Consider the following 23,446-nt stretch of genomic DNA (forward strand, 5'->3'; position numbering starts at 1 on the left):
CCTCCATGGCTCTGCGCACCCTCGAATCGCTGGGGTCGCTGGCCGGCACGCGCGTCATCGTCCGTTGTGACCTGAACGTCCCCCTCAAGGACGGCGTCATCACGGACGATGGCCGCGTGCGCGCGTCGCTGCCGACTCTCAACGCCCTGATCAACGCCGGCGCCCGCGTCGTCGTGTGCTCGCACCTCGGGCGCCCCGACGGGTCGCCCGACCCGAAGTACTCCCTCGAGCCGGTCGCGCAGCGCCTGTCCGAGCTCCTCGGCCAGCCGGTCGCGTTCGCGCGCGACACCGTCGGCGAGTCCGCCCGTGAGGCCGTCGCCTCGCTCGAGGACGGAGACGTCGCCGTCATCGAGAACCTCCGGTTCAACGCGGGGGAGACCTCGAAGGACGAGGCCGAGCGCCAGGGTTTCGCCCGTCAGCTCGCCGAGCTCGGCGACGCCCTCGTGTCCGACGGCTTCGGTGTCGTGCACCGCAAGCAGGCGAGCGTCTACGACCTCGCCCAGATCGTGCCGTCGGCGGCGGGCCTGCTCATCCAGAAAGAGCTCGAGGTCCTGGACCGTCTGACCGAGAACCCCGAACGGCCCTACACGGTCGTCCTCGGGGGATCGAAGGTCAGCGACAAGCTCGGTGTCATCGAGCACCTGCTGCCCCGGGTCGACAAGCTCCTGGTCGGCGGCGGAATGATGTTCACGTTCCTGGCCGCGGAGGGCAACAAGGTCGGATCGAGCCTGCTCGAGAAGGACCAGATCGACACCGTGAAGGGCTACCTCGCCTCGGCGAAGGAGCGCGGCGTCGAGATCGTCCTCCCCGTGGATGCCGTCGTCGCGGCGTCCTTCTCGGCCGACGCCGAGCATGTCGTGGCGGATGCCGTTGCTCTCGAGGAGACCCCGTTCGGTGCCTCGGGTCTCGGCCTCGACATCGGTCCGCGCACGGCGGACCTCTTCGCCGAGGCCATTCGCGACTCGCGCACGGTGTTCTGGAACGGCCCCATGGGCGTGTTCGAGATGGCGGCCTTCGCCGCGGGCACCAAGACGGTCGCTCAGGCCCTGACCGAGGTCGACGGCCTGAGCGTCGTGGGCGGCGGTGACTCGGCCGCGGCCGTCCGCCAGCTCGGCTTCACCGACGACCAGTTCGGCCACATCTCCACCGGTGGCGGCGCCAGCCTGGAGTTCCTCGAAGGCAAGAAGCTCCCCGGACTGGAGGTCCTCGGATGGCAGTGAACAGAACCCCTCTCATCGCCGGCAACTGGAAGATGAACCTCGACCACCTGCAGGCGGTCGCGTTCGTCCAGAAGCTGCACTGGACGCTGAAGGAAGCGAAGCACGAGACCGGCAGCGTCGAGGTGGCGGTCTTCCCGCCGTTCACCGACCTGCGTACCGTGCAGACGCTCCTGGACGCCGACAAGATCGAGTTCGCCCTCGGCGGGCAGGACCTTTCGGCCCACGATTCCGGTGCCTACACCGGCGAGATCTCGGGGCAGTTCCTCGCGAAGCTCGACGCCCGTTACGTCATCATCGGGCATTCCGAGCGTCGGCAGTTCCACCACGAGTCCGACGAGGTCGTGGCGGCCAAGACCGCCGCGGCCCTGCGCCACGGTCTCGTTCCGGTGATCTGCGTCGGTGAGACCTCGGACGACCTCGAGAAATTCGGTGCGAGCGCCGTCCCCGTGGGGCAGCTCGAGGTCGCGCTCGAGGGCGTGGCATCCGATGCCGACATCGTCGTGGCGTACGAGCCGGTCTGGGCCATCGGCTCGGGCCAGGCCGCAACGCCGGACCAGGCTCAGGAGGTCGCGGCCAAGCTCCGCGCCGTCGTCGCCGACAAGCTGGGTGCGGACGCGGCGGCTCGCACGCGCATCCTCTACGGCGGTTCGGTGAAGTCGGGCAACATCGCCGGGTTCATGCGTGAGCCCGACGTGGACGGTGCCCTGGTGGGCGGTGCGAGCCTCGTCGTCGACGAGTTCGCGGCGATCATCCGGTACCAGAAGCACGTCGGAGTCTGACCGACACGATGCCCGCGGCCCTGCGCCGCGGGCATCCGTGTGTCCGGCCCCGCTCCCCGTATACTTGACGCTTGTGCGGCCGTCCCTGGCCGCTCGCGAAAGGCTTTCGACAGTGCAGATTCTCGAGTTCGTCCTGCAGGTTTTCCTGGGCGTGACCAGCCTCCTGCTGACCCTGCTCATCCTGCTCCACAAGGGACGCGGCGGCGGTCTGTCCGACATGTTCGGCGGCGGCATGAGCTCCGCGATGGGCTCGTCCGGCCTCGCCGAACGCAACCTCAACCGATTCACGATCGTGCTCGCGCTGGTGTGGTTCATCACCATCGTCGGCCTCGGTCTCCTGACCAAGTTCGCGGAGCTCTGACATGGCCACTGGCGGTAACGCCATCCGCGGCACGCGCGTCGGCGCGGGCCCGATGGGAGAACAGGACCACGGTTTCCACGCCGATCGGGTAGCGGTGTCGTACTGGGATGCGCTCGGCAACGAGACCGTCCGCTACTTCGCGGCGGGCATCCCCGACGACGAGATCCCCGAGACCATCGATTCGCCGCACTCTGGGCTTCCGGCGGGGCGCGACAAGAACAATCCGCCGGCGCTCGCGAAGACCGAGCCCTACAAGACGCACCTGGCGTACGTGAAGGAACGCCGGACCGACGAGGAAGCGGCGTCGCTCCTCGACGATGCGCTTCAGCAGCTGCGCGAGCGCCGCGGCCAGTAGAGACCGAACGAGAAAGAGACCGGATGCCGATGGCATCCGGTCTCTTTCGTCGTGCGGGCTCAGTACTCGCGATCGATGAGCTGCGGCGGCACCTGGTCAGCGGCGGCCTCGTCGACGAAGAACGCCGTGCGACGACGGCCCTTCGCCCCGGCGGCGGGAACGCTCTGGTAGCTCGCGCCGGCGAGGGCGAGGCCGAGAGCGGCGGCCTTGTCGGCGCCCGCGATGACCATCCACACGCGCTTGGACGAGTTGATGACCGGGCGGGTGAGCGAGATGCGCTCCGGCGGAGGCTTGGGGGAGTCGCGCACCGGCACCGTCGCCCGATCGGTGACGGAGATCTCCGGCCGATCAGGGAAGAGCGAGGCGATGTGCGCGTCGGGACCGACACCGAGGAAGCAGATGTCGAAGGACGGCCACGGGCCCGTCTCACTCCGGTCGGAGGGCGCGAACTGCGCGAGCTCATCGGCGTAGGCGATCGCCGCGGCGTCCAGATCGAGGCCGTCGTCGGTCGAGGCGGCCGAGTGGATGTTCTCGGCCGGGATGTCGAGACCGTCGAGGAAGGCGACACGCGCCTGCTTCTCGTTGCGATCGTCCGAGTCCCGGCTCACGAACCGCTCGTCACCGAACCAGAAGTGCACGAGCGACCAGTCGACCTCGTCGACACGCGGATCGCGAGCGGCCGAGCGCAGGACCGCACCGCCCATCGTGCCGCCGGTCAGGCAGACGTGCATGCGTTTGCCCTCGGCGACGCGCTTCACGATGCGGTTCACGAACCGGGTCGCGACGTAGTCCGCGAGGGTATCGGCATCCTTCTTGATGATGACCTGCTTGGCGGAGCCGTTCTCGGTCATCGGTCGCCCCCCTCGTCGAGGGTGTGCAGCAGCTCCGTGCACTGCGTCAGGACGCGGCCGTACAGCACATCGGGGTCGAGGCGACGGAGCTCCTCGGCGAGGCACTCGCGAAGCGTCCGACGCGGGAAGTCGAGCTCGTGCGTCGGCTGGCCGGGCTGCGTGAGGATCGCGACACCCGGCGTGGGGCGCTCGAGGAGGGTGTCTCCGCTCGCGCGTGTGAGGCGCACCGACTTGATGCCGCCGGCCCATTCGGCCTCCGGGAGGTAGCTGTACGTGACCGGCGCCTCGAGCTTCAGGCCCAGCCACGCCGCAAGCAGCGCCGTGGACGGCGAGTCGCTCGAGCCGGAGACCTCGATCGAGGTGACCGGCTCGTAGGGCGGCTGGTCCAGCACGGCGGCGAGCTGTTCCCGCCAGCGCGTGACCCGGGTCCACGCGAAGTCGGTGTCGCCCGGGGCGTAGTGTTCGCCGAGGTGCGCGACCCACGCGGTGGGGTCGGGCTGCGACTTGGCATCGGTGATGCGGCGCTGAGCGATCCGGCCGATCTCCGACAGGGAGGGGTCGGTGGGGGCCTCGGCGGGCCACCAGGCGACGACCGGCGCGTCCGGGAGCAGCAGACCCGTGACGAGACTCTCGGCGTTGGACGCGGCCGCTCCGTGGGCGCGGAGCACCACGACCTCGCTCGCGCCGGCGTCGCCGCCCACGCGGATCTCGGCGTCCAGGCGTGGCTCTTCATCGTCGTCGCCGAACAGCACGGCGATGACGCGCATCGGGTGCTCGCGGGAGGCGTCGTTGGCGGCCTCGATGACCTCTTCCTCGGCGCCGTGGTGCGTGACGATGATGAGGGTCAGCACGCGCCCGAGAGCGACGGCACCGCCCTCCTCCCGGACGCTGACGAGCTTCTTCGAGATCGCGCTGACGGTGGTGTCGGGCAGATCGATGATCACGGACGCCTCCAGGTGCGGCCATCGCGGGCGAGGAGTTCGTCGGCGGATGCCGGCCCCCATGACCCGGGAGAGTACTGTTCGAGCGGTCCGCCCTGGGCGGCCCAGAACTCCTCGATCGGGTCGAGGATCTTCCAGCTGAGTTCGACCTCTTCGTGCCGCGGGAACAGCGGCGGGTCGCCGAGAAGCACATCGAGGATGAGTCGCTCGTAGGCTTCGGGGCTCGCTTCGGTGAAGGCGTGGCCGTATCCGAAGTCCATGGTGACGTCGCGCACCTGGGTACCGTCACCGGGGACCTTGGATCCGAAGCGGATCGTGACGCCCTCGTCGGGCTGCACGCGGATGACGAGGGCGTTCTGCCCCAGCTCCTGCGTCTGGCTGCGAGAGAACAGCTGCTGCGGGGCGCGCTTGAACACCACGGCCACCTCGGTGACGCGGCGTCCGAGACGCTTTCCGCTGCGGACGTAGAAGGGGACGCCCGACCAGCGGCGCGTGTTGATCTCGAGCTTGACCGCGGCGTAGGTCTCCGTCACGGACTCCGGGTTCATGCCGTCCTCTTCGAGGAAGCCGAGCACCTTCTCACCGCCCTGCCATCCGCCGGCGTACTGCCCGCGGGCGGTCGCCTCGGCGAGATTCTCGGGCAGACGCACCGCCGCGAGCACCTTCTCCTTCTCGGCTCGCAGGTCGGCCGCGTTGAAGCTGATGGGCTCTTCCATCGCGGTGAGGGCCAGTAGCTGCAGGAGGTGGTTCTGGATGACGTCGCGGGCCGCGCCGATCCCGTCGTAGTACCCCGCACGACCGCCGACGCCGATGTCCTCGGCCATCGTGATCTGCACGTGATCCACATAGTTGCGGTTCCAGATCGGCTCGTACAGCTCGTTGGCGAACCGCAGCGCCAGGATGTTCTGGACGGTCTCTTTGCCGAGATAGTGGTCGATCCGGAAGATCGAGTCGGCCGGGAAGGCGCTCTCGACGACCTCGTTCAGCTCGCGCGCCGAGGCGAGGTCGTGACCGAACGGCTTCTCGATGACCACGCGCCGCCAGCCGGTGGTGTCGTCCGCGGTCTCGCCGACGAGTCCCGACGCCTTGAGCTGCGTGGTGACCAGCGGGAAGGCCTTCGGCGGGATCGACAGGTAGTACGCGTGATTGCCCATGGTGCCGCGCTCGGTGTCGAGCTTGTCGACGGTCTCGCGCAGACGCTGGAACGCCTCGGGGTCGTCGAACTCGCCCTGGACGAAGCGGATGCCTTCCAGCAGTTCCTGCCACGTCTCCTCGCGGAACTCGGTTCGGGCGTACTGCTTCACCGACTCGTGGACGACCTTGGCGAAGTCCTGGTCTTCCCAGTCGCGGCGGGCGAAGCCCACGAGCGCGAAGCCGGGGGGCAGTAGACCGCGGTTGGCGAGGTCGTAAACCGCCGGCATCAGCTTCTTGCGCGACAGGTCACCCGTCACGCCGAAGATGACCAGGGCGCTGGGCCCCGCGATGCGGCTGAGTCGGCGATCCTCGGGATCGCGAAGGGGATTGTGACCGGGTGTGATCTCTACGACCATGCTTTTACTGCGCCGCCTCGAAGAGTGAAAGCACCTCGACCTGCGGGTCGGTGAGCGTGAGCGTGACGACGGGACGGCCGTGACCGTCCGCCAGCACGCTCGCGTCGCCCGCGGCCTGTGCGTGGATGAGCTCACCGAACGTGAACGGTCGACCGGGAATCTCGAGGTCGACATCGGTGCGTTCGGTGATCTGGAGGAAGACGCCGTTCGCGGGCCCTCCCTTGTGGTACTGACCGGTCGAGTGGAGGAACCGGGGTCCCCACCCGAATGTCGTGGGACGACCGGAATCCGCCGCCACCAGTTCGCGCAGTCCCGCGAGCTGGGGCAGGTCGATCCGGTTCACGTACGCCTGGATGCTGACGTAGCCGTCGGCCGGAACCGAAGCCCACAGCGCGTCGAGAACGCTCGCGAGCGTGCCCCCGGATGCCAACGCGGGGTCCGACACGCGCACCTCGACGCCGTCGAGCACGAAGGCCGGAGCCGTCGGCTCGGGCCGGGCGTCCAGCAGGCCGCGGGCCGCGGCCTTCGCCGACTCCACATCGGGCTGGTCGAACGGATCGATTCCGAGCAGTCGCCCGGCGATGGCCGTGGCGTACTCCCACACGACGAACTGGGCTCCCAGCGAGCCGCTCACGAGGACATCGCCCTCGTGGCGGTCGAACAGATGGAAGGCGTCGGCGTGGTCGACGAGACGGACGACCTGCAGGTCGGCCGGCTTCGTCTCCAGCTCCGGGGACACCGGAAGCAGGACGACGGGCAGGATGCCGGTACCGTCCTTGCCCGTGGACTCGGCGATCAGCTGCTCGATCCAGTCCGGGAGACCCGGGAGGTGGCTCCCGTCGGTGACGAGGCCGAGCTTGTCACGGCGCTGGTCGCCGCCGCCCGCGATGGCCGCGGCCAAGACGAGCGCCGGGTTCTCGGGGGAGTCGATCGCGACCTCGAGAAGTGTGGCATCCGCTTCGTCCAGGAGGTCATCGAGGTCGACGCCGGCGAGACCCGCGGGCACCAGCCCGAAAGCGGTCAGCGCGGAGTAGCGTCCGCCGACGGTCGGGTCGTCGGTGAAGACGCGGTAGCCGTCGGCGCGAGCCGCCTGCTCGAGCGGAGAGCCGGGGTCCGTCACGACGACGATCCGCTCCGCGGGGTCGATGCCGAGGTCGCGGAACGCGGCCTCGAACGCACGCTTGGCCGAGTCGGTCTCGATCGTGGAACCGGACTTGCTCGAGACGACGAGCACCGTCTCCCGCAGGCCACCGGCTTCGGAGTCACCGTCGATCGCGGCGAGCACCTGCCCGGGGGCGGTGGAATCCAGGATGACCAGAGGGACGCCCGCGGCGCGCGCGATCACCTCGGGAGCGAGCGACGAACCCCCCATCCCGGCGAGGACGACGCGGGTCACGCCCTGCGCGACGAGGGCGTCGCGCAGGGCCGTGATCTCCGGCACGAGGGGGCGCGAGACGGAGACCGCCTGCACCCACCCGAGTCGACGGGATGCCTCGTCCTCGGCTGCGGGACCCCACAGCGTGGGGTCGCCCGCCGTGATGCCGGACGCGACGAGCGAACCGACCAGGCCAGGCAACTCGGAGTCGACGACCGCCTTGACGTGGCCGGTGACCTTGACGGCGAAAGTCACTTCGCCGCCTGGGCGCTTCCGGCCTCGAGCGCGGTGGCGACGGTCTCCTGCAGTTCGTGCCAGGACGCGATGAACTTCTCCACGCCTTCGTCCTCGAGCACCTGCGTGACGTCGGCGAAGTCGACGCCCGCGGCGGCGAGCTGGTCGAAGACCTCGTGGGCCTCGCCGTATGCGCCGGTGATGGTGTCGCCGGTGATCACGGCGTGGTCGAACGTTGCCTCGAGCGTCTTCTCGGGCATCGTGTTCACGGTGCCGGGGGCGACGAGCTCGGTGACGTAGAGCGTGTCGGGCAGCGCGGGGTCCTTGACGCCGGTCGACGCCCACAGCGGGCGCTGCACGGTCGCGCCCGCGGCGAGGAGCTCCTTGGCGCGGTCCTCCGCGAACTTCTGCTCGTACAGCTCGTAGGCCAGACGCGCATTGGCGATACCGGCCTTGCCCTTCAGCGCGGCGGCCTCGTCGGTGCCGATCGCGGCGAGACGCTTGTCGACCTCGGTGTCCACGCGGGACACGAAGAACGACGCCACCGACTGCAGGGTGGAGATGTCGTGTCCGGCCTCACGGGCCTTCTCGACACCGGCGAGGTACGCATCGATGACCTCGGCATACCGCTCGAGGCTGAAGATCAGCGTGACGTTGACCGAGATGCCCGCACCGATGACCTCGGTGATGGCGGGCAGGCCCGCCTTGGTCGCGGGGATCTTGATCAGGACGTTCGGGCGGTCCACCCGCGCCGACAGATCCTTGGCCTGGGCGACGGTCGCGTCGGTGTCGTGGGCGAGGTCGGGGGAGACCTCGATCGACACGCGGCCGTCGACGCCGCCGGTGGCCTCGAAGACGGGCAGGAAGATGTCGCATGCGTCGCGCACGTCGTCGGTGGTGATCGAGAAGATCGCCTCGTCAACGCCCGCGCCGTGGCCGGCGAGCTCACGGACCTGACCCTCGTAGGCCTCGCCCTTCGAGAGCGCGCCCGCGAAGATCGTCGGGTTCGTGGTGACGCCGGACACGTTGCGCTTCTCGATGAGCTCGGCGAGGTTGCCGGTCTGGATGCGCTGACGCGACAGGTCGTCCAGCCAGATGCTGACGCCCTGAGCGGAAAGCTGTTCGGTGGGAGTGCTCATTGTTCTCGTTCTCCTCGGATTACTTCGCAGCGGCGATCGACTCGCGGGCCGCCTCGACGACGGCCTCGGCGGTGATACCGAACTTCTGGAACAGGGTCTTGTAGTCGGCCGACGCACCGAAGTGCTCGATCGAGACGGAACGGCCGGCGTCACCGACGATGCCGTGCCACGACAGGGCGGAACCCGCCTCGACGGACACGCGCGCCTTCACGGACGACGGCAGGACCGACTCGCGGTACGCCTCGTCCTGCTCGGCGAACCACTCCAGCGACGGAGCCGACACGACGCGGGCCTGCACGCCCTCGGCGGCGAGGGTCTCGCGCGCCTGGACGGCGAGCTGCACCTCGGAACCGGTGGCGATGAGGATGACGTCCGGCTCGCCGCTCGCCGCCTCCGCCAGGACGTAGGCGCCCTTGACCGCATTCGCGGCCGAGGCGAACTCGTCGCCCGAGGCCTCACCGGCACCGCGGGGGAACACGGGGATGTTCTGTCGCGTGAGTGCGATACCGGCGGGACCCGCCGTGCGGCGGAGCATCTCGAGCCACACGACCGAGGTCTCGTTGGCATCCGCCGGGCGGACCAGAGCGAAGTTCGGGATCGCCCGGAGGGTCGCGAGCTGCTCGATCGGCTGGTGGGTCGGGCCGTCCTCACCGAGGGCGACCGAGTCGTGCGTCCACACGAAGATCGTCGGGATGTTCATCAGCGCGGCCAGACGCACCGGCGGGCGCATGTAGTCGCTGAAGATGAGGAACGTGCCGCCGAAGGGACGCGTCGGACCGTGCAGCACGATGCCGTTCAGGATCGCGCCCATCGCGTGCTCGCGGATGCCGAAGTGCAGCACGCGGCCGTAGGGGTCGCCCGACCATTCGTGCGTCGACCACGAGGTGGGGATGAAGGACTTGGCATCCTTGATCGTGGTCAGGTTCGACTCGGCGAGGTCGGCCGAACCGCCCCACAGCTCGGGGAGCTCGGCGGCGAGGGCGTTGATGACCGTGCCGGAGGCGGCGCGCGTCGAGACGTCCTTGCCGGCCTCGAACGCGGGCAGCGCGTCGGCGATGCCCTCGGGCAGTTCGCGAGCCTGCAGGCGGTCCCACAGCTGCTTGCGCTCGGGGTGGGCAGCGGCCCAGGCGTCGAACTTCTCCTGCCAGGCGGCCTTCTCGGCTTCGCCGCGCTTCACCAGCTCGCGAGTGTGCTCGAGCACGTCGTCCGCGATGGCGAAGTGCTGCTCGGGGTCGAATCCGAGCACCTCCTTCGTTGCACGCAGCTCGTCTGCTCCCAGCGCCGAACCGTGGATCTTGCCGGAGTTCTGCTTGCCGGGGGAGGGCCAGCCGATGATCGTCTTCAGGATGATGAGCGACGGCTTGCTCGTCTCGCCCTTCGCGGCCTCGATGGCCGCGAGCAACTCGGCGACGTCCTCGACGTACTGGCCCGTCTTCTTCCAGTCGACGGTCTGCACGTGCCAGCCGTAGGCCTCGTAGCGCTTCTGCACGTCTTCGGTGAAGGCGACGTTCGTGTCGTCCTCGATCGAGATCTGGTTCGAGTCGTAGATCGCGATGAGGTTGCCGAGCTCCTGGTGGCCGGCGAGCGAGGAGGCCTCGCTCGTGACGCCCTCCTGCATATCGCCGTCGCCGGCGATCACGTAGACGAAGTGGTCGAAGGGGCTCTCACCGGCGGGGGACTCCGGGTCGAACAGGCCGCGCTCGTACCGGGCGGCGTAGGCGAAGCCGACGGAGGAGGCGAGGCCCTGACCGAGCGGTCCGGTCGTGATCTCGACGCCGTCGGTGTGGCCGTACTCGGGGTGACCGGGGGTCAGGGAGCCCCACGTGCGGAGCGCCTCGAGGTCCTTCATCTCGAGGCCGAAACCGCCGAGGTAGAGCTGGACGTACTGGGTGAGCGAGGAGTGCCCCACCGAGAGGATGAAGCGGTCGCGGCCGGGCCAGTGCGTGTCGGCCGGGTCGTGGCGCAGGACGCGCTGATACAGCAGATAGGCCGCGGGTGCGAGGGACATGGCCGTACCGGGGTGGCCGTTACCCACCTTCTCGACGGCATCCGCCGCCAGAACGCGTGCGGTGTCCACCGCGCGCCGATCGATCTCGTCCCATTCGAAGTCCGACAACACGGTGCCTTTCTCGTCACTTTGCGCCCGGGGTCACGATCCGACGCCGCACTCGACGCCGTAGGGGCGGGAGTGGGGTGGGGTGGTCGGCGCGGGGCGCGCGTTCATCGCCAGCATAGCGAGAACGCACGAAGGGCCGGGACTGTTCCCGCGGGGGTCGACAGGCGGCCGGGTGTGTGTACGGGATGCCATAGAATCGTGGGGATACGCTCGCTCTACCCCGGGGGACGATGGACATCTCGACGACGTCGCACGTCACTGCGACGACCGATCGCCGCTCCGTCGGACGCACCCTCCGCGCTTACGTCGCGCTGACCAAGCCGCGGGTGCTCGAACTGCTCCTGGTCACGACCGTTCCGGTCATGATCCTCGCCGCGCGCGGACTCCCCGACCTCTGGCTCATCTTCGCCACCGTCATCGGCGGGTCGCTGAGCGCCGGTTCGGCCGCCGCGTTCAACATGTACCTCGACCGCGACATCGACGCGCACATGCAGCGCACCGAGAACCGTCCGCTGGTCACCGGCGAGGTGTCGCCCCGCGGCGCACTCACGTTCGCCTGGACCCTCGCCGTGTTCTCCACCGTGTGGCTGTGGGTGTTCACCAACCCGCTCGCGGCCGGTCTGTCGGCCGCGGCCATCTTCTTCTACGTCGTGATCTACACGATGATCCTCAAGCGCCGCACCGAGCAGAACATCGTGTGGGGCGGGATCGCCGGATGCTTCCCCGTGCTCATCGGCTGGTCGGCGGTGACGGGATCGCTCTCGTGGGCGCCCTTCATCCTGTTCGCGCTGGTGTTCCTGTGGACGCCGCCCCACTACTGGCCGCTGTCGATGAAGTACGCCGACCAGTACGACGAGGTGGACGTGCCGATGCTCGGCGCCACCCGCAGTGGATCGCAGGTCGGGCTGCAGGTCATCCTGTACGCGTGGGCGACGGTGGCGTGCTCGCTGCTGCTGATCCCGGTGGCATCCATGGGCCTGGTCTACAGCGTCTCCGCGCTGGTCTTCGGCGGTTGGTTCGTCTACGAATCGCACCGCTTGTACTCGCGAGCCGTGCAGGGTGGCGAGCCCCGACCCATGCGCGTGTTCCACGCGTCGATCACGTATCTGACGCTGCTGTTCGTCGCGATCGCGGTCGACCCGCTGCTGCCCTTCTGATCATCCGGGCCCGAGGGCCATTCGCCCCCTGTTCCGCGGGACGGGCGGTCATTCTCGGAGCCCGTGCGTCGGAACCCATGCACCGACGCACGAAGCGACCCCGGTGCGCCGACGCACGAGAACGCGCGGAAGCGATGACACACGAACGCGCGCGGGTGCACGGACGCACGAAGACGCCCGCCCCCGAATCGGGGAGCGGGCGTCTTCGGCGTGGTGGCGGTGGTCAGGCGCGAGGGGTGTCGTCGCCCGTGTCCAGCTTCGGGGCGTCGTGGCTCGCCGCGGCTGCTTCCGCTGGAGCGGGGGCGTTGGACGGGGTCTCGACGTCCGCGTCCTCGAGCACGAGGGGAGCGGCCGGAGCGGTCGTCGCAACGGCGGCCACGGTGGGAGCGGCGGCGAAGGGGGCGCTCTCGTCGTCGTCGGTCCAGTCGATCGTCTCGACCGACACGTCGGGGCGCGGACGCGTGGACACCACGGCGGCCACGGCGAGCGTCGCGACGAGGCCGAGAGCACCGGCACCGAGGACGGCGGCGCCGACGATCGCCCAGGACTGCGCGACGTAGACCGTGACGACCGTCGCGTTCGGGTCGTTCAGCACCGCTTGCATCGCGTCGATCTGGCGGAAGACGATGACGAGTCCGCCGAACACTGCGGCCAGGGAGAGGACCAGAAGAGCCCAGAACGGGATGCTGGTCACCAGGCGGGGGCGGGTCTGCATGGAATGAACTCCTTAGATTCCGGGCACGGTCGGCACCAGAGGGTCCACAGTCTCCCACGCACCGGTGCGCCCGCTCTGTGCGCTCGATGAATCGGCTATGAACGCGCTAAGGTCAGCGCTGCGCGGCGCCGACCGCGTCCCGTGCGTCGGTGCGCGTGACGGCGACGGGTGCCTTCAGCCGGAGGACGACGACCGTCATGGTCGCGGCGGCCAAGGCTGCCAGCACCATGTGGATGCCGACGGCGAGCTCGGGCAGGCCGTTGCGTGCCTGGTAGAGGCCCACGGCGATCTGGACCAGTTCGACCGCGAGCAGCGCGGTCGCCCAACGCCGCACGGGGAGGCGCAGCCGCCAGGCGATGACGACGATCACGAGGGTCAGGGCGAACAGGGCGTAGCCGGGCCAGGCGTGCACGTGCTCGAGGATCTCGGCGTCGAATCCGTTGCGCTGCACCGCTGCGGCATCTCCCGAGTGCGGTCCGGCGCCGGTGGTGAGCACGCCGAAGACGACGGTGAGGGCGAGGACGCCGGTCGTGGCATGGACCAGACCCGCGAACCACGCGGGGACGGCACGCTCGCGCGGACCGGCCGGAAGGTACATGAGTGTCAGGAACGCCGCGCACACGGTGACGAGGACGACGGACGCGATGTAGTGGAACCCGACGATGAACGGGTTCAGACCGGTGAGCACCGTGATGCCGCCGACGACGGCCTGCGCGACGATGCCGCCCAGCACCACGAGGGCCAGCACGAACATCCCGCGGCGCTGCCTCCGCATGCGCCACATGAGCACGACGACGACAAGGGCCAGGATGCCGACGACCCCCGTGAGCGTCCGGTTACCGAACTCGATGATGCCGTGGATGCCCATCTCGGGCGTGTTCACGAGCGAGTCCGGAGTGCAGCGCGGCCACGTGGGGCACCCGAGTCCCGAGCCGGTCAGACGTACCGCCCCGCCGGTGCCGATGATGAGCACTTCGGCCACGAACGACAGCCACGCAAACACGCGTACTCGGCGGTCGACCTGGGTCGGCAGCCCGTCGACGATGCGACGGAGGACGCGGGGGGACGAAGCGGTGGACATGCGCGCAGCCTCCTGGCGGCGAGGCTCTCGGGCCGCGGCGGCGGGTCAGCGCCGTGCCGGGAGCGGGTGTTGCCTGTAGAATCGAAGGGTCTTCGGGTGCAGCGCTCGCGCGTCCCGCACCCCTGACAGTCTAGGCGCGCAGCCAGCGCCTTCGAGCGGGCCTACCAGCGACCTTCCTGTGACTCCGACCGGAGTTCCTCCTGGAATGTCGGGGCGGATGACACCGTTGAGGCCCGAGAAGGAGAGTGACCACCATGTCCGATGTACTCATCGACCGACCAGAGCTCGAAAGCCTGGGGCAATACGAGTTCGGCTGGCACGACACGGATGCCGCAGGCGCGCTCGCGCAGCGCGGCATCAACGAAGACGTCGTGCGCGGCATCTCCGCCCTGAAATCCGAGCCCGAGTGGATGCTGAAGACGCGTCTGAAGGGCTACCAGCTCTTCGGCCGCAAGCCCATGCCCACGTGGGGCGCCGACCTGTCGGAGATCGACTTCGACAACATCAAGTACTTCGTGCGCTCGACCGAGAAGCAGGCGCAGTCGTGGGAGGACCTCCCCGAGGAGATCCGCAACACGTACGAGAAGCTCGGCATCCCCGAGGCCGAGCGTCAGCGTCTCGTCGCCGGCGTCGCCGCGCAGTACGAGTCCGAGGTCGTGTATCACCAGATCCGCGAAGACCTCGAGCAGCAGGGTGTCATCTTCATGGACACCGACACGGCGCTGCGCGAGCACCCCGAGTTCTTCGAGGAGTACTTCGGCACCGTCATCCCCGCCGGCGACAACAAGTTCGCCGCGCTGAACACGGCCGTCTGGTCGGGCGGCTCCTTCGTGTACGTGCCGAAGGGCGTGCACGTCGAGATCCCCCTGCAGGCGTACTTCCGCATCAACACCGAGAACATGGGTCAGTTCGAGCGGACCCTGATCATCGCCGACGAAGACAGCTACGTGCACTACATCGAGGGCTGCACGGCCCCGATCTACAAGAGCGACTCGCTGCACTCGGCCGTCGTCGAGATCATCGTGAAGAAGAACGCCCGCGTGCGCTACACGACGATCCAGAACTGGTCGAACAACGTCTACAACCTCGTCACCAAGCGCGCCGTCGCCCACGAGGGCGCGACCATGGAGTGGGTCGACGGCAACATCGGCTCCAAGGTGACGATGAAGTACCCGTCCATCTACCTCATGGGCGAGCACGCCAAGGGCGAGACCCTCTCGGTCGCTTTCGCCGGCCCCGGTCAGCACCAGGACGCCGGCGCGAAGATGATCCACATGGCGCCGTACACGCAGTCGTCGATCGTCTCCAAGTCGATCGCGCGCGGCGGAGGTCGAGCCGGTTACCGCGGCGAGGTCCGAGTGGATGCCAATGCGCACCACTCCGCGAACACCGTGCGCTGCGACGCGTTGCTCGTCGACACGATCTCGCGCTCGGACACGTACCCCGCGATCGACATCCGCGTCGACGACGTGCAGCTCGGTCACGAGGCCACGGTCTCGAAGGTCAGCGAGGAGCAGCTGTTCTACCTGCAGTCCCGCGGCCTTCCCGAGGACGAGGCGATGGCGATGATCGTGCGCGGCTTCATCGAGCCGATCGCGCGCGAGCTGCCCATGGAGTACGCCCTCGAACTGAACAAGCTCATCGAGATGGGCATGGAAGGATCCGTCGGCTGATGACGACTGCGACCCAGACCCCCGTCGGCGCCGCGGAGGGTCACATCGACCCTGCCGCCCTGGTGGCATCCGTGGTTCCCGTCCAGACCCGGTCGGAGCGCCCGACCTCGTTCGACCCCGGCGACTTCGGCGTTCCCAGCGGCCGCGAGGTCAACTGGAAGCTGACCCCCGTCGGCCGCCTGGCTCCGCTGTTCGTCGACGAGGCGGGCGTCGAGGGCGTCGTGCGCGTGGAGGTCAGCGCCCCGGCCGAGGTGGTGCAGCAGCGACTGCGCGTGGGCGACGCCCCGCGGGGCGAGCACTTCCGCCCCGAGGACCTCACCGCCGCTCTCGCGTGGACACACGAGCCCGAGGCGCCGCTGCTGCGCATCCCGGCGAACGTCGAGCTCGACGAGCCCATCGTCGTGCGGCTGACCGGCACGGGCGGCCTCGCGCACGCCCATGTCGTCATCGAGGCGCAGCCGAACTCGCGCGGCACGGTCGTGCTTCGTCACGAGGGCAGCGCGCACCACGCGCAGAACGTCGAGATCCTCGTGCGCGACGGCGCCGACCTCACGGTCGTGTCGGTGCAGAAGTGGGACGACGACGCGCTCCACGCGTCCTCCCACCAGGCGCGCGTCGACCGCGACGCCAAGCTCACGCACGTCGTGGTGAGCTTCGGCGGTGGCGTCGTCCGCGTGAACCCGTCGGTCGAGCTCTCGGGCGCGGGCAGCGAGGGACGCCTCTACGGCCTGTCGTTCGCGGATGCCGGTCAGCACCTCGAGTCGCAGGTGTACCTGCACCACAAGGGTCCGCACACCGTCGGCGACGTGCTCTACAAGGGTGCGCTCCAGGGCGAGAACGCCCGGAGTGTCTGGATCGGCGACGTGCTCATCGGACACGACGCCACCGGCACCGACTCCTACGAGGCCAACCGCAACCTCGTGCTCACCGACGGCGCGCGCGCCGACTCGATCCCGAACCTCGAGATCGAGACCGGCGACATCCAGGGCGCGGGTCACGCCAGCGCGACGGGTCGCTTCGACGACGAGCAGCTGTTCTACCTGCAGGCCCGCGGCATCGCGGAGGACGAGGCCCGCCGTCTGGTCGTGCTCGGGTTCCTCACCGAGATCGTCCAGCGCATCGGCATCCCGGAGCTCGAGACCGAGCTCATCGAGGCGATCGAGCGAGAGTTGGCCGAAGGGGCGGCGGCGTGAGCGCGTCGCGCGTGTGCGGGCTCAGTGAGCTCGTCCAGGACGAGGCCCGCCGGGTCGAGGTCGACGGCGTCGCGATCGCCGTGGTACTCGACGGCAACGGCGAGGTCCACGCCATCGGCGACGTCTGCACGCACGGCGACATCTCGCTGTCCGACGGCTTCGTCGAGGGCGAGACGCTCGAGTGCTGGGCACACGGCTCCGCGTTCTCGCTGAAGACCGGGCGCCCCCTCAATCTCCCGGCCTACGAGCCGGTTCCCGTGTACGAGGTCGTGATCGACGGTGACGACGTGCTCATCGATCCCGCCGTCACCAAGGCGACGGCCTGACGGTCGCGTCCCCCACGACTCCCCGAACTACCGAGTAAGGAACATCATGTCTGTCCTCGAGATCCGCGACCTCCACGTGACGGTCGAGACGGATGCCGGCACGACCCCGATCCTCAACGGTGTGACGCTGACGCTGCGCACCGGCGAGACCCACGCCATCATGGGCCCCAACGGCTCCGGCAAGTCGACCCTGGCCTACACCATCGCCGGTCACCCGAAGTACACCGTCACGAGCGGCTCGATCACGCTCGACGGTGAGGACGTGCTCGAGATGAGCGTCGACGAGCGTGCGCGCGCGGGCCTCTTCCTCGCGATGCAGTACCCCGTCGAGATCCCCGGCGTCACCGTGACGAACTTCCTGCGCACCGCGAAGACGGCCATCGACGGCGAGGCGCCGGCGATCCGCACGTGGACCAAGGACGTCAAGGGCGCCATGGAGAACCTGCGGATGGATGCCAAGTTCGCCCAGCGCAATGTCAACGAGGGCTTCTCGGGCGGCGAGAAGAAGCGCCACGAGATCCTCCAGCTCGAGCTGCTCAAGCCGAAGATCGCGGTGCTCGACGAGACCGACTCGGGTCTCGACGTCGACGCGCTGAAGATCGTGTCCGAGGGCGTGAACCGCGCCAAGGAGAACACGGACCTCGGCGTCCTGCTGATCACGCACTACACCCGCATCCTCCGCTACATCCGCCCCGACTTCGTGCACGTCGTCGTGAAGGGCCGGATCGTCGAGGAGGGCGGCCCCGAGCTCGCCGACCGGCTCGAGGAAGAGGGTTATGACCGTTTCCTCGACGCCGGTGCCCCGGTAGACGCGTAGGATCGTTACATGACCGCAACACTCGCTCCCGAGAAGTACGACGAGGTCACCGAGGCCCTCAAAGACGTCATGGACCCCGAACTGGGGATCAACGTCGTCGACCTCGGTCTGATCTACGACCTCGCGTGGGATGACGAGAACGACGCGCTCGTCATCCATATGACCCTCACCTCGGCGGGGTGCCCCCTGACCGACGTGCTCGAGGAGCAGACCGCGCAGGCCCTCGACAGCGTCGTGGATCGTTTCCGCATCAACTGGGTGTGGATGCCGCCGTGGGGCCCCGAGCGGATCACCGACGACGGCCGCGACATGATGCGCGCCCTCGGCTTCGCGATCTGAACCCGTGCGAATGGCCCGTCCCGCTTTGGCGAGACGGGCCATTCTGTTTCCCCGTCTGACGGCGGGTATGTGGCATCCGAGGCGTGCTGGTTAGGGTCGACAGCGTGAGTGTCCCCCCTTTGAAGGCCCTGCCGCTCGAGCTGCTGCGTCAGCGATCGAGCACGAAATGGCGATCGTACGGGGACGACGTCATTCCGATGTTCGTCGCCGAGACGGATTTCCCGCTCGCGCCGGCCATCACCGCGGCGCTCGTCCGTGCCGTCGAGATCGGCGACACCGGGTACACGCCGCCGCGACCGGGGATCGACCGCGACTTCGCCGACTTCGCCGATCGGCGTTGGGGGTGGCGTCCCGACTCCGGTCGCATCCGCTGGACCGGGGACGTCATGATGGGCGTCGTCGAGGTGCTGCGCGCGGTGACCTCGCCCGGGGACCGCGTCGTCGTGACGCCGCCGGTCTACCCGCCCTTCTACGACACGGTCGAGGAGGCGGGCGCGGTCGTCGAGCGGGTTCCGCTCGTCGACACGGGGGAGCGGTGGGAGCTCGACCTCGAGGGGATCGCCGAGGCACTGGCATCCGGAGCGAAAGCCGTCCTGCTCTGCAACCCCCACAACCCGACGGGCACCGTGCACACGCGGGAGTCGCTCGCGGAACTGGCGCGCCTCGCCGCGAGGTTCGGCGCATCCGTCGTCAGCGACGAGATCCACGCTCCGCTCACCCACGCGCCGTCGGTGTTCACCCCGTTCCTGGATGCCGCTCCCGAGGCGGCGGAGGTCGGCTACACGGTGACGAGCGCGAGCAAGACCTATAACCTCGCCGGGCTCAAGTGTGCGGTGATCGCCACGGGATCCGACGAGACCGCCGCGGTCGTGCGCGCGTTGCCCTGGGAGGTCGAGTGGCGTGCGGGTCTTTTCGGCATCATCGCCAATCGCGCGGCCTTCGCCCCGGAGAGCGACGCGTGGCTCGAGCAGCTGCTGGTCGCCCTCGACGACAATCGCCGCCTGCTCGCCGATCTACTGGTCGAGCACCTCCCCCTCGCGCGGTACCGGCTGCCTGAGGCGGGGTTCCTCGCGTGGGTCGATGTCTCCGCGTACGGGTGGGGCGACAACCCCGCGCCGTACATCCGTCGCGAGGCGAAGGTCGCGCTGCATCACGGACCCCTGTTCGGCGCCGAGGGTGTGGGGCACGTGCGCATCAACGTGGGCTGCGATCCCGACGTGCTACGCGAGGCCGTCCAGCGCATCGGTGCCCTCGTCGGGTAGTTCGGCGGTGACCTTTTCCGGGCGGCGCGACGTGGCATCCAAGGATAGGTAAGGATATCCTTATCGGGTGAAGACAGCCACGCGTCCCGCCTACCGCCCGTACGTCGCCGTGGTGAAGGAGGCCCGCCGGCTGTCGCCGCACTTCGCGCGGATCACGTTCACGTCGCCCGATTTCGAGATCTTCGGCACTGATCGCCGCGACCAGCGCGTGAAGATCGTCCTGCCGGGGTCGGATGGCACGCTGTGCGACATCGGCCAGACGGATCCCGTCGCGATCGACAACGGGGAGTGGTACACGCGCTGGCGTGACCTCCCCGACGACGAGCGGATGCCGTTCCGCACCTACACCGTGCGCCGGATCGATCCCGCGGCGCGCGAGCTCGACATCGACTTCGTCCTGCACCATGACGCCGGTCCCGCGGGCGCGTGGGCCGAGATGGCCGCCATCGGCGATCGGATCATCGTGGTCGGTCCGGACGCGCGCAGCCCGGAGTCCGCGCAGGGCATCGACTTCCACCCGGGGACCGCGCAGCGTCTGCTGTTGGCCGGCGACGAGACCGCTGCGCCGGCGATCTGCGCGATCCTGGAGGGCCTCGGAGAGGGCTTCATCGTGGATGCCTTCATCGAAGTGCCGACGGAGGGCGACGCCCTCCCCGTCGCCGCCGGCGACGCGCGCGTACGCTGGCTGTCCCGCGGAGACCTCCCGCACGGTGAGGTCCTGATCGAGGCCGTCGAAGAGTGGACCGCGGCGTCCGGGGACGTGCTCGCGCGGGCCGCGGCTCCGCGGCCGCAGGAACTGGACGACATCGACGTCGACGTGGAACTGCTGTGGGACAGCCCCGACGACACGGAGGGTGAGTTCTACGCGTGGATCGCCGGGGAGTCGCAGACCGTCAAGACCCTGCGGCGTCTGCTCGTCCAGGGCTGCGGGGTGGACCGCAAGCGGGTGGCCTTCATGGGCTACTGGCGCACCGGCCAGGTCGAGCGGACGGCCTGAGGCGTCCCGCTCGCCCGAGCGGCGGGATCAGCCCACGGCCTGCTCCGGCTCCACCACGGTGTGGTGGCGCCCGATCGGGATGACCATGGGGCGACCGGTCAGCGGATCGGGGACGACTCGGCTGTCGAGGCCGAACACCTCGCGCACGATGTCTTCGGTCAGGACCTCGCCCGGGTCGCCCGCGGCGATGACGCGGCCGCCGGCCATCGCGACGAGGTGGTCGGCGTAGCGGGCGGCGAGGTTCAGGTCGTGCAGCACCATCGCGACGGTCGTGCCGCGCTGGCGATTGAGGTCGGTCAGCAGGTCGAGCACGTCGATCTGGTGGCTGATGTCGAGGAACGTCGTGGGCTCGTCGAGGAGGAGGACGTCCGTCTCCTGCGCGAGCGCCATCGCGATCCACACGCGCTGGCGCTGGCCGCCGCTGAGCTCGTCGACATGGCGGTCGGCGAGATGCGCGGTGTCGGTGGCCTCCAGGGCACGTGCGACGGCGTCGTCGTCGGCCCGCGTCCACCGGGCGAGTGCTCCCTGGTGCGGATGCCGCCCCCGGCTGACGAGGTCGGACACGGCGATGCCGTCGGGGGCGACGGGCGACTGGGGGAGCAGGCCCAGGACACGCGCGACCTGCTTCGTCGGCATCCGGTGTATGGCCTTGCCGTCCAGGAGCACCTGACCGGTCGTCGGTGCGAGGAGGCGTGCCATGGACTTCAGCAGCGTGGACTTCCCGCACGCGTTCGCGCCGACGATCGTCGTCACGCGTCCCGGGGGGAGCTGCAGATCGAGTGTCTCCACGATGACGCGGTCGCCGTAGCCGAGGGTGACTCCTTCGGCGCTGAGAGTGCGCTCGATGGTCATAGCGTGGTTCCTCCGGATCGACTGCTGCGGACGAGCAGGTAGATGAGATAGGGCGCGCCGAGCACGCCGGTGATGACGCCGACGGGAAGCCGCGTGCCGAACGCGTACTGCGCGCAGAAGTCGGCGACGAGGACGAGAAGGGCTCCGACGAGTCCCGCGGGCAGGACGGGGGAGCCGACCGGGCCCAGGATCCGCACGGCGATGGGGCCGGCCAGGAACGACACGAACGCGATGGGACCCGCCGCGGCGGTTCCGAACGCGAGGAGACCCACAGCCGCGACGATGAGCAGAAGGCGGCTGCGTTCGACGGGCAGGCCGAGGGCGGCCGCGGTGTCGTCGCCCATCCGCAGGATCTCCAGGCGGCGGGCGAGAACGAGGAGCACCGGGCCGAGCACCACGACCGCGCACACGACGGGCAGGGCGCGGTCCCACGTCGCATCGTTGAGATTGCCGGTGATCCAGCGCATCGCGGCGGGGAGGTCGTACTCGGCGGCCCGCGCGATCACGTACGACACGACGGCCTGGCACATCGCGGCGACCCCGATGCCGACGAGGATCAGCCGCGCGCCCGATCCGCCCTCGCGGTAGGCGAGGAGGTAGATCGCGAGCGCGGCGGCGAGGGCGGCGGCCATCGCGAGGAACGACACCGCGGTCTCGCCGAGGCCCAGCACGACGATGCCGATGACGGCCGCGGCGCTGGCACCGGTGTTGATCCCGATGACGTCGGGGCTCGCGAGGGCGTTGCGCAGCATCGTCTGGAAGACCACGCCGCCCATGCCGAAGCACAGGCCGGTGAACAGTGCCGTGGTGGCGCGGGGGAGGCGCAGTTCGCCCACCGTGAACGACGCACCCCGGACGCGTTGGCCGGTGAGGACGCCCCAGACCTCGGCGGGGGAGTAGTTCGTCTGGCCCAACATCAGCGACAGGGCGAACGCGACGACGACGAGGACCGCCAGGACAGCGGTGACGGTCACCCAGCGCCGGCGGCGGCGGTGCCGACCGGCGGTGACGGATGCCAGGACGGGCGAGGTCGTGATCGCGCTCACAGGGCGCGCATCCTCTGCCGGCGCACGAGCGCGATGAAGAAGGGGGCACCCACGAGCGCCGTGACGATGCCGACCTCGATCTCCTCGGGGCGGGCCACGACGCGGCCGATGACGTCGGCGAGCGTGAGGAGAACGGCGCCACCGAGAGCGGAGACGGGCAGGAGCCACCGGTGGTCCACCCCGACGACGAGCCGGATCATGTGCGGGACGATGAGGCCCACGAAGCCGATGGGACCGGCGACCGCGGTCGCGGCGCCGCAGAGGATCACGGCGCCGGCCGATGACGCGAGGCGGGCGGTACGCACTCGGGCCCCCAGGCCCGTGGCGAGTTCGTCGCCGAGAGCCAGGGTGTTGAGCGCGGACGCGCTCGCGAGACAGATCACGAGCCCGACGAGGAGGAAGGGCGCCACCTGGAGGATCGTCTCCGGCGTTGCTCCGCCCACGCCGCCGATCTGCCAGAACCGGAACTCGTTCATGACGTTGACGCGCGGCAGCAGGATCGCGCTCGTGAGGGAGCTGAAGGCGACCGCGGTGACCGCGCCGGCGAGCGCGAGCCGCAGCGGCGTCGCGCCGCCGCGACCGAGCGAGCCGACGGCGTAGACCAGGACGGCGGCCGCCCCGGCCCCGATCATGCCGACCCAGATGTACGACGTGGCCGAGCCGAGACCGAGGAAGGCGATGCCGACGACGATCGCGAGCCCTGCGCCGCCGTTGATGCCGAGGATCTGCGGATCGGCGAGCGGGTTGCGCGTCGCCCCCTGCAGCACGGCTCCGGAGACGGCGAGCGCCGCCCCGACGAGGATGGCCAGCACCGTCCGCGGTACCCGCTTGGCCACCGCGGCCGCGGAGGCCGTGTCGGTGGAGCCGGTGAGTCCGCTCCACACGTCTGCGGGGGATACGTCGCGTGCGCCGAAGGTGACAGACAGCACGGCGGCGGCGATGAGCACGAGCACGAGGGCCGTCACCCCCACGACCCGTCGCCGCCCCCAGCGACGCGGGCGGGCGTCACCGGGGGCGGTCGAGGTCGGAGCGAGAACGGTCATCGCGCCGACGGGTGGGCGACCTGC

The 23,446-nt window shown here is 69.5% G+C and carries 23 protein-coding genes; 12 read left to right on the forward strand and 11 right to left on the reverse strand.

Features of this window, described 5'->3' with window-relative positions:
* The first annotated feature begins 5 nt into the window (after nt 1–5).
* The 4 genes from AC3WLZ_RS06790 to AC3WLZ_RS06805 all read left to right on the forward strand — a co-directional run bounded on the left by AC3WLZ_RS06790 (nt 6) and on the right by AC3WLZ_RS06805 (nt 2,715).
* On the forward strand, nt 6–1,220 hold the full coding sequence (locus AC3WLZ_RS06790) for a phosphoglycerate kinase (RefSeq protein ID WP_412924332.1): 1,215 nt from the start codon (nt 6–8) through the stop codon (nt 1,218–1,220).
* The gene (tpiA, locus tag AC3WLZ_RS06795) at nt 1,211–1,999 is read left to right on the forward strand and encodes a triose-phosphate isomerase (protein ID WP_492469535.1); all 789 of its coding nucleotides are present in this window, start codon (nt 1,211–1,213) and stop codon (nt 1,997–1,999) included. Before AC3WLZ_RS06790 ends, tpiA begins: the two co-directional genes overlap by 10 nt.
* 112 nt (nt 2,000–2,111) lie before the next feature.
* On the forward strand, nt 2,112–2,360 hold the full coding sequence (gene secG / locus AC3WLZ_RS06800; protein ID WP_138172459.1) for a preprotein translocase subunit SecG: 249 nt from the start codon (nt 2,112–2,114) through the stop codon (nt 2,358–2,360).
* Nucleotide 2,361: 1 nt separating this feature from the next.
* Nucleotides 2,362–2,715, forward strand: a complete 354-nt coding sequence (locus tag AC3WLZ_RS06805) for an RNA polymerase-binding protein RbpA (RefSeq protein ID WP_063257886.1) — start codon at nt 2,362–2,364, stop codon at nt 2,713–2,715.
* Nucleotides 2,716–2,774: 59 nt separating this feature from the next.
* On the opposite strand, the gene pgl is transcribed toward AC3WLZ_RS06805, so the two are convergent.
* The 6 genes from pgl to tkt are packed head-to-tail and all read right to left on the reverse strand — an operon-like array spanning nt 2,775 to nt 10,921.
* Nucleotides 2,775–3,566 carry a 6-phosphogluconolactonase gene (gene pgl / locus AC3WLZ_RS06810; protein ID WP_492469536.1) on the reverse strand — a complete coding sequence of 264 codons (792 nt, stop codon included), beginning with the start codon at nt 3,564–3,566 and terminating at the stop codon, nt 2,775–2,777.
* Nucleotides 3,563–4,510: a glucose-6-phosphate dehydrogenase assembly protein OpcA gene (locus tag AC3WLZ_RS06815; RefSeq protein WP_492469537.1), complete on the reverse strand. Its 948-nt coding sequence runs from the start codon at nt 4,508–4,510 to the stop codon at nt 3,563–3,565. The genes pgl and AC3WLZ_RS06815 overlap by 4 nt, the downstream gene beginning before the upstream one ends.
* Entirely contained in the window at nt 4,507–6,057 is a 1,551-nt protein-coding gene (gene zwf, locus AC3WLZ_RS06820; protein WP_412924336.1) for a glucose-6-phosphate dehydrogenase, read from the reverse strand. The genes AC3WLZ_RS06815 and zwf overlap by 4 nt, the downstream gene beginning before the upstream one ends.
* A gap of 4 nt (nt 6,058–6,061) precedes the next feature.
* On the reverse strand, nt 6,062–7,687 hold the full coding sequence (locus AC3WLZ_RS06825; protein ID WP_492469538.1) for a phosphoglucose isomerase-related protein: 1,626 nt from the start codon (nt 7,685–7,687) through the stop codon (nt 6,062–6,064).
* Complete coding sequence (gene tal / locus AC3WLZ_RS06830; RefSeq protein WP_412924338.1) at nt 7,684–8,805, reverse strand: transaldolase; 1,122 nt, start codon at nt 8,803–8,805, stop codon at nt 7,684–7,686. Before tal ends, AC3WLZ_RS06825 begins: the two co-directional genes overlap by 4 nt.
* A gap of 19 nt (nt 8,806–8,824) precedes the next feature.
* Nucleotides 8,825–10,921 carry a transketolase gene (gene tkt, locus AC3WLZ_RS06835; protein ID WP_492470951.1) on the reverse strand — a complete coding sequence of 699 codons (2,097 nt, stop codon included), beginning with the start codon at nt 10,919–10,921 and terminating at the stop codon, nt 8,825–8,827.
* A gap of 230 nt (nt 10,922–11,151) precedes the next feature.
* Between tkt and AC3WLZ_RS06840 the strand changes: the two genes are divergently transcribed.
* Entirely contained in the window at nt 11,152–12,078 is a 927-nt protein-coding gene (locus AC3WLZ_RS06840) for a heme o synthase (RefSeq protein WP_412924340.1), read from the forward strand.
* Between the two features lie 223 nt (nt 12,079–12,301).
* Here AC3WLZ_RS06840 and AC3WLZ_RS06845 read toward each other — a convergent pair whose 3' ends face one another.
* Entirely contained in the window at nt 12,302–12,793 is a 492-nt protein-coding gene (locus AC3WLZ_RS06845) for a dinucleotide-utilizing enzyme (protein WP_492469539.1), read from the reverse strand.
* A 112-nt stretch (nt 12,794–12,905) separates the two neighbouring features.
* Nucleotides 12,906–13,874 carry a COX15/CtaA family protein gene (locus AC3WLZ_RS06850; RefSeq protein ID WP_492469540.1) on the reverse strand — a complete coding sequence of 323 codons (969 nt, stop codon included), beginning with the start codon at nt 13,872–13,874 and terminating at the stop codon, nt 12,906–12,908.
* A gap of 254 nt (nt 13,875–14,128) precedes the next feature.
* On the opposite strand from AC3WLZ_RS06850, the gene sufB reads away from it, so the two are divergent.
* The 7 genes from sufB to AC3WLZ_RS06885 all read left to right on the forward strand — a co-directional run bounded on the left by sufB (nt 14,129) and on the right by AC3WLZ_RS06885 (nt 20,481).
* On the forward strand, nt 14,129–15,547 hold the full coding sequence (sufB, locus tag AC3WLZ_RS06855; protein WP_412924343.1) for a Fe-S cluster assembly protein SufB: 1,419 nt from the start codon (nt 14,129–14,131) through the stop codon (nt 15,545–15,547).
* Complete coding sequence (gene sufD / locus AC3WLZ_RS06860) at nt 15,547–16,740, forward strand: Fe-S cluster assembly protein SufD (RefSeq protein ID WP_492469541.1); 1,194 nt, start codon at nt 15,547–15,549, stop codon at nt 16,738–16,740. Before sufB ends, sufD begins: the two co-directional genes overlap by 1 nt.
* On the forward strand, nt 16,737–17,066 hold the full coding sequence (locus tag AC3WLZ_RS06865; protein ID WP_412924345.1) for a non-heme iron oxygenase ferredoxin subunit: 330 nt from the start codon (nt 16,737–16,739) through the stop codon (nt 17,064–17,066). The genes sufD and AC3WLZ_RS06865 overlap by 4 nt, the downstream gene beginning before the upstream one ends.
* A gap of 46 nt (nt 17,067–17,112) precedes the next feature.
* Nucleotides 17,113–17,883: a Fe-S cluster assembly ATPase SufC gene (sufC, locus tag AC3WLZ_RS06870; RefSeq protein ID WP_492469542.1), complete on the forward strand. Its 771-nt coding sequence runs from the start codon at nt 17,113–17,115 to the stop codon at nt 17,881–17,883.
* A 9-nt stretch (nt 17,884–17,892) separates the two neighbouring features.
* Entirely contained in the window at nt 17,893–18,222 is a 330-nt protein-coding gene (locus tag AC3WLZ_RS06875; protein ID WP_175988239.1) for a metal-sulfur cluster assembly factor, read from the forward strand.
* Between the two features lie 104 nt (nt 18,223–18,326).
* Nucleotides 18,327–19,484 (forward strand): MalY/PatB family protein, encoded by a 1,158-nt coding sequence (locus AC3WLZ_RS06880; RefSeq protein ID WP_492469543.1) that lies wholly within the window; start codon nt 18,327–18,329, stop codon nt 19,482–19,484.
* 67 nt (nt 19,485–19,551) lie between these two features.
* Nucleotides 19,552–20,481 carry a siderophore-interacting protein gene (locus AC3WLZ_RS06885; RefSeq protein WP_412924348.1) on the forward strand — a complete coding sequence of 310 codons (930 nt, stop codon included), beginning with the start codon at nt 19,552–19,554 and terminating at the stop codon, nt 20,479–20,481.
* A gap of 27 nt (nt 20,482–20,508) precedes the next feature.
* Here AC3WLZ_RS06885 and AC3WLZ_RS06890 read toward each other — a convergent pair whose 3' ends face one another.
* Genes AC3WLZ_RS06890 through AC3WLZ_RS06900 form a run of 3 tightly spaced genes read right to left on the reverse strand, consistent with a single transcriptional unit; the run spans nt 20,509 to nt 23,422 of the window.
* Entirely contained in the window at nt 20,509–21,333 is an 825-nt protein-coding gene (locus AC3WLZ_RS06890) for an ABC transporter ATP-binding protein (RefSeq protein WP_492469544.1), read from the reverse strand.
* Nucleotides 21,330–22,379 carry a FecCD family ABC transporter permease gene (locus AC3WLZ_RS06895; RefSeq protein ID WP_492469545.1) on the reverse strand — a complete coding sequence of 350 codons (1,050 nt, stop codon included), beginning with the start codon at nt 22,377–22,379 and terminating at the stop codon, nt 21,330–21,332. Before AC3WLZ_RS06895 ends, AC3WLZ_RS06890 begins: the two co-directional genes overlap by 4 nt.
* Entirely contained in the window at nt 22,376–23,422 is a 1,047-nt protein-coding gene (locus AC3WLZ_RS06900; RefSeq protein WP_492469546.1) for a FecCD family ABC transporter permease, read from the reverse strand. The genes AC3WLZ_RS06895 and AC3WLZ_RS06900 overlap by 4 nt, the downstream gene beginning before the upstream one ends.
* Nucleotides 23,423–23,446 lie beyond the last annotated feature (24 nt).

Source organism: Microbacterium sp. FW305-3-2-15-F-LB2 (genome assembly GCF_058787255.1).

Coding starts and splice junctions, on each gene's coding strand:
- AC3WLZ_RS06790 (WP_412924332.1), top strand. CDS start 6: ATGGCTCTGCGCACCCTCGAATCGCTGGGGTCGCTGGCCGGCACGCGC.
- tpiA (WP_492469535.1), top strand. CDS start 1,211: ATGGCAGTGAACAGAACCCCTCTCATCGCCGGCAACTGGAAGATGAAC.
- AC3WLZ_RS06805 (WP_063257886.1), top strand. CDS start 2,362: ATGGCCACTGGCGGTAACGCCATCCGCGGCACGCGCGTCGGCGCGGGC.
- pgl (WP_492469536.1), bottom strand. CDS start 3,566: ATGACCGAGAACGGCTCCGCCAAGCAGGTCATCATCAAGAAGGATGCC.
- zwf (WP_412924336.1), bottom strand. CDS start 6,057: ATGGTCGTAGAGATCACACCCGGTCACAATCCCCTTCGCGATCCCGAG.
- tal (WP_412924338.1), bottom strand. CDS start 8,805: ATGAGCACTCCCACCGAACAGCTTTCCGCTCAGGGCGTCAGCATCTGG.
- AC3WLZ_RS06840 (WP_412924340.1), top strand. CDS start 11,152: ATGGACATCTCGACGACGTCGCACGTCACTGCGACGACCGATCGCCGC.
- AC3WLZ_RS06845 (WP_492469539.1), bottom strand. CDS start 12,793: ATGCAGACCCGCCCCCGCCTGGTGACCAGCATCCCGTTCTGGGCTCTT.
- AC3WLZ_RS06850 (WP_492469540.1), bottom strand. CDS start 13,874: ATGTCCACCGCTTCGTCCCCCCGCGTCCTCCGTCGCATCGTCGACGGG.
- sufB (WP_412924343.1), top strand. CDS start 14,129: ATGTCCGATGTACTCATCGACCGACCAGAGCTCGAAAGCCTGGGGCAA.
- sufD (WP_492469541.1), top strand. CDS start 15,547: ATGACGACTGCGACCCAGACCCCCGTCGGCGCCGCGGAGGGTCACATC.
- sufC (WP_492469542.1), top strand. CDS start 17,113: ATGTCTGTCCTCGAGATCCGCGACCTCCACGTGACGGTCGAGACGGAT.
- AC3WLZ_RS06875 (WP_175988239.1), top strand. CDS start 17,893: ATGACCGCAACACTCGCTCCCGAGAAGTACGACGAGGTCACCGAGGCC.
- AC3WLZ_RS06890 (WP_492469544.1), bottom strand. CDS start 21,333: ATGACCATCGAGCGCACTCTCAGCGCCGAAGGAGTCACCCTCGGCTAC.
- AC3WLZ_RS06900 (WP_492469546.1), bottom strand. CDS start 23,422: ATGACCGTTCTCGCTCCGACCTCGACCGCCCCCGGTGACGCCCGCCCG.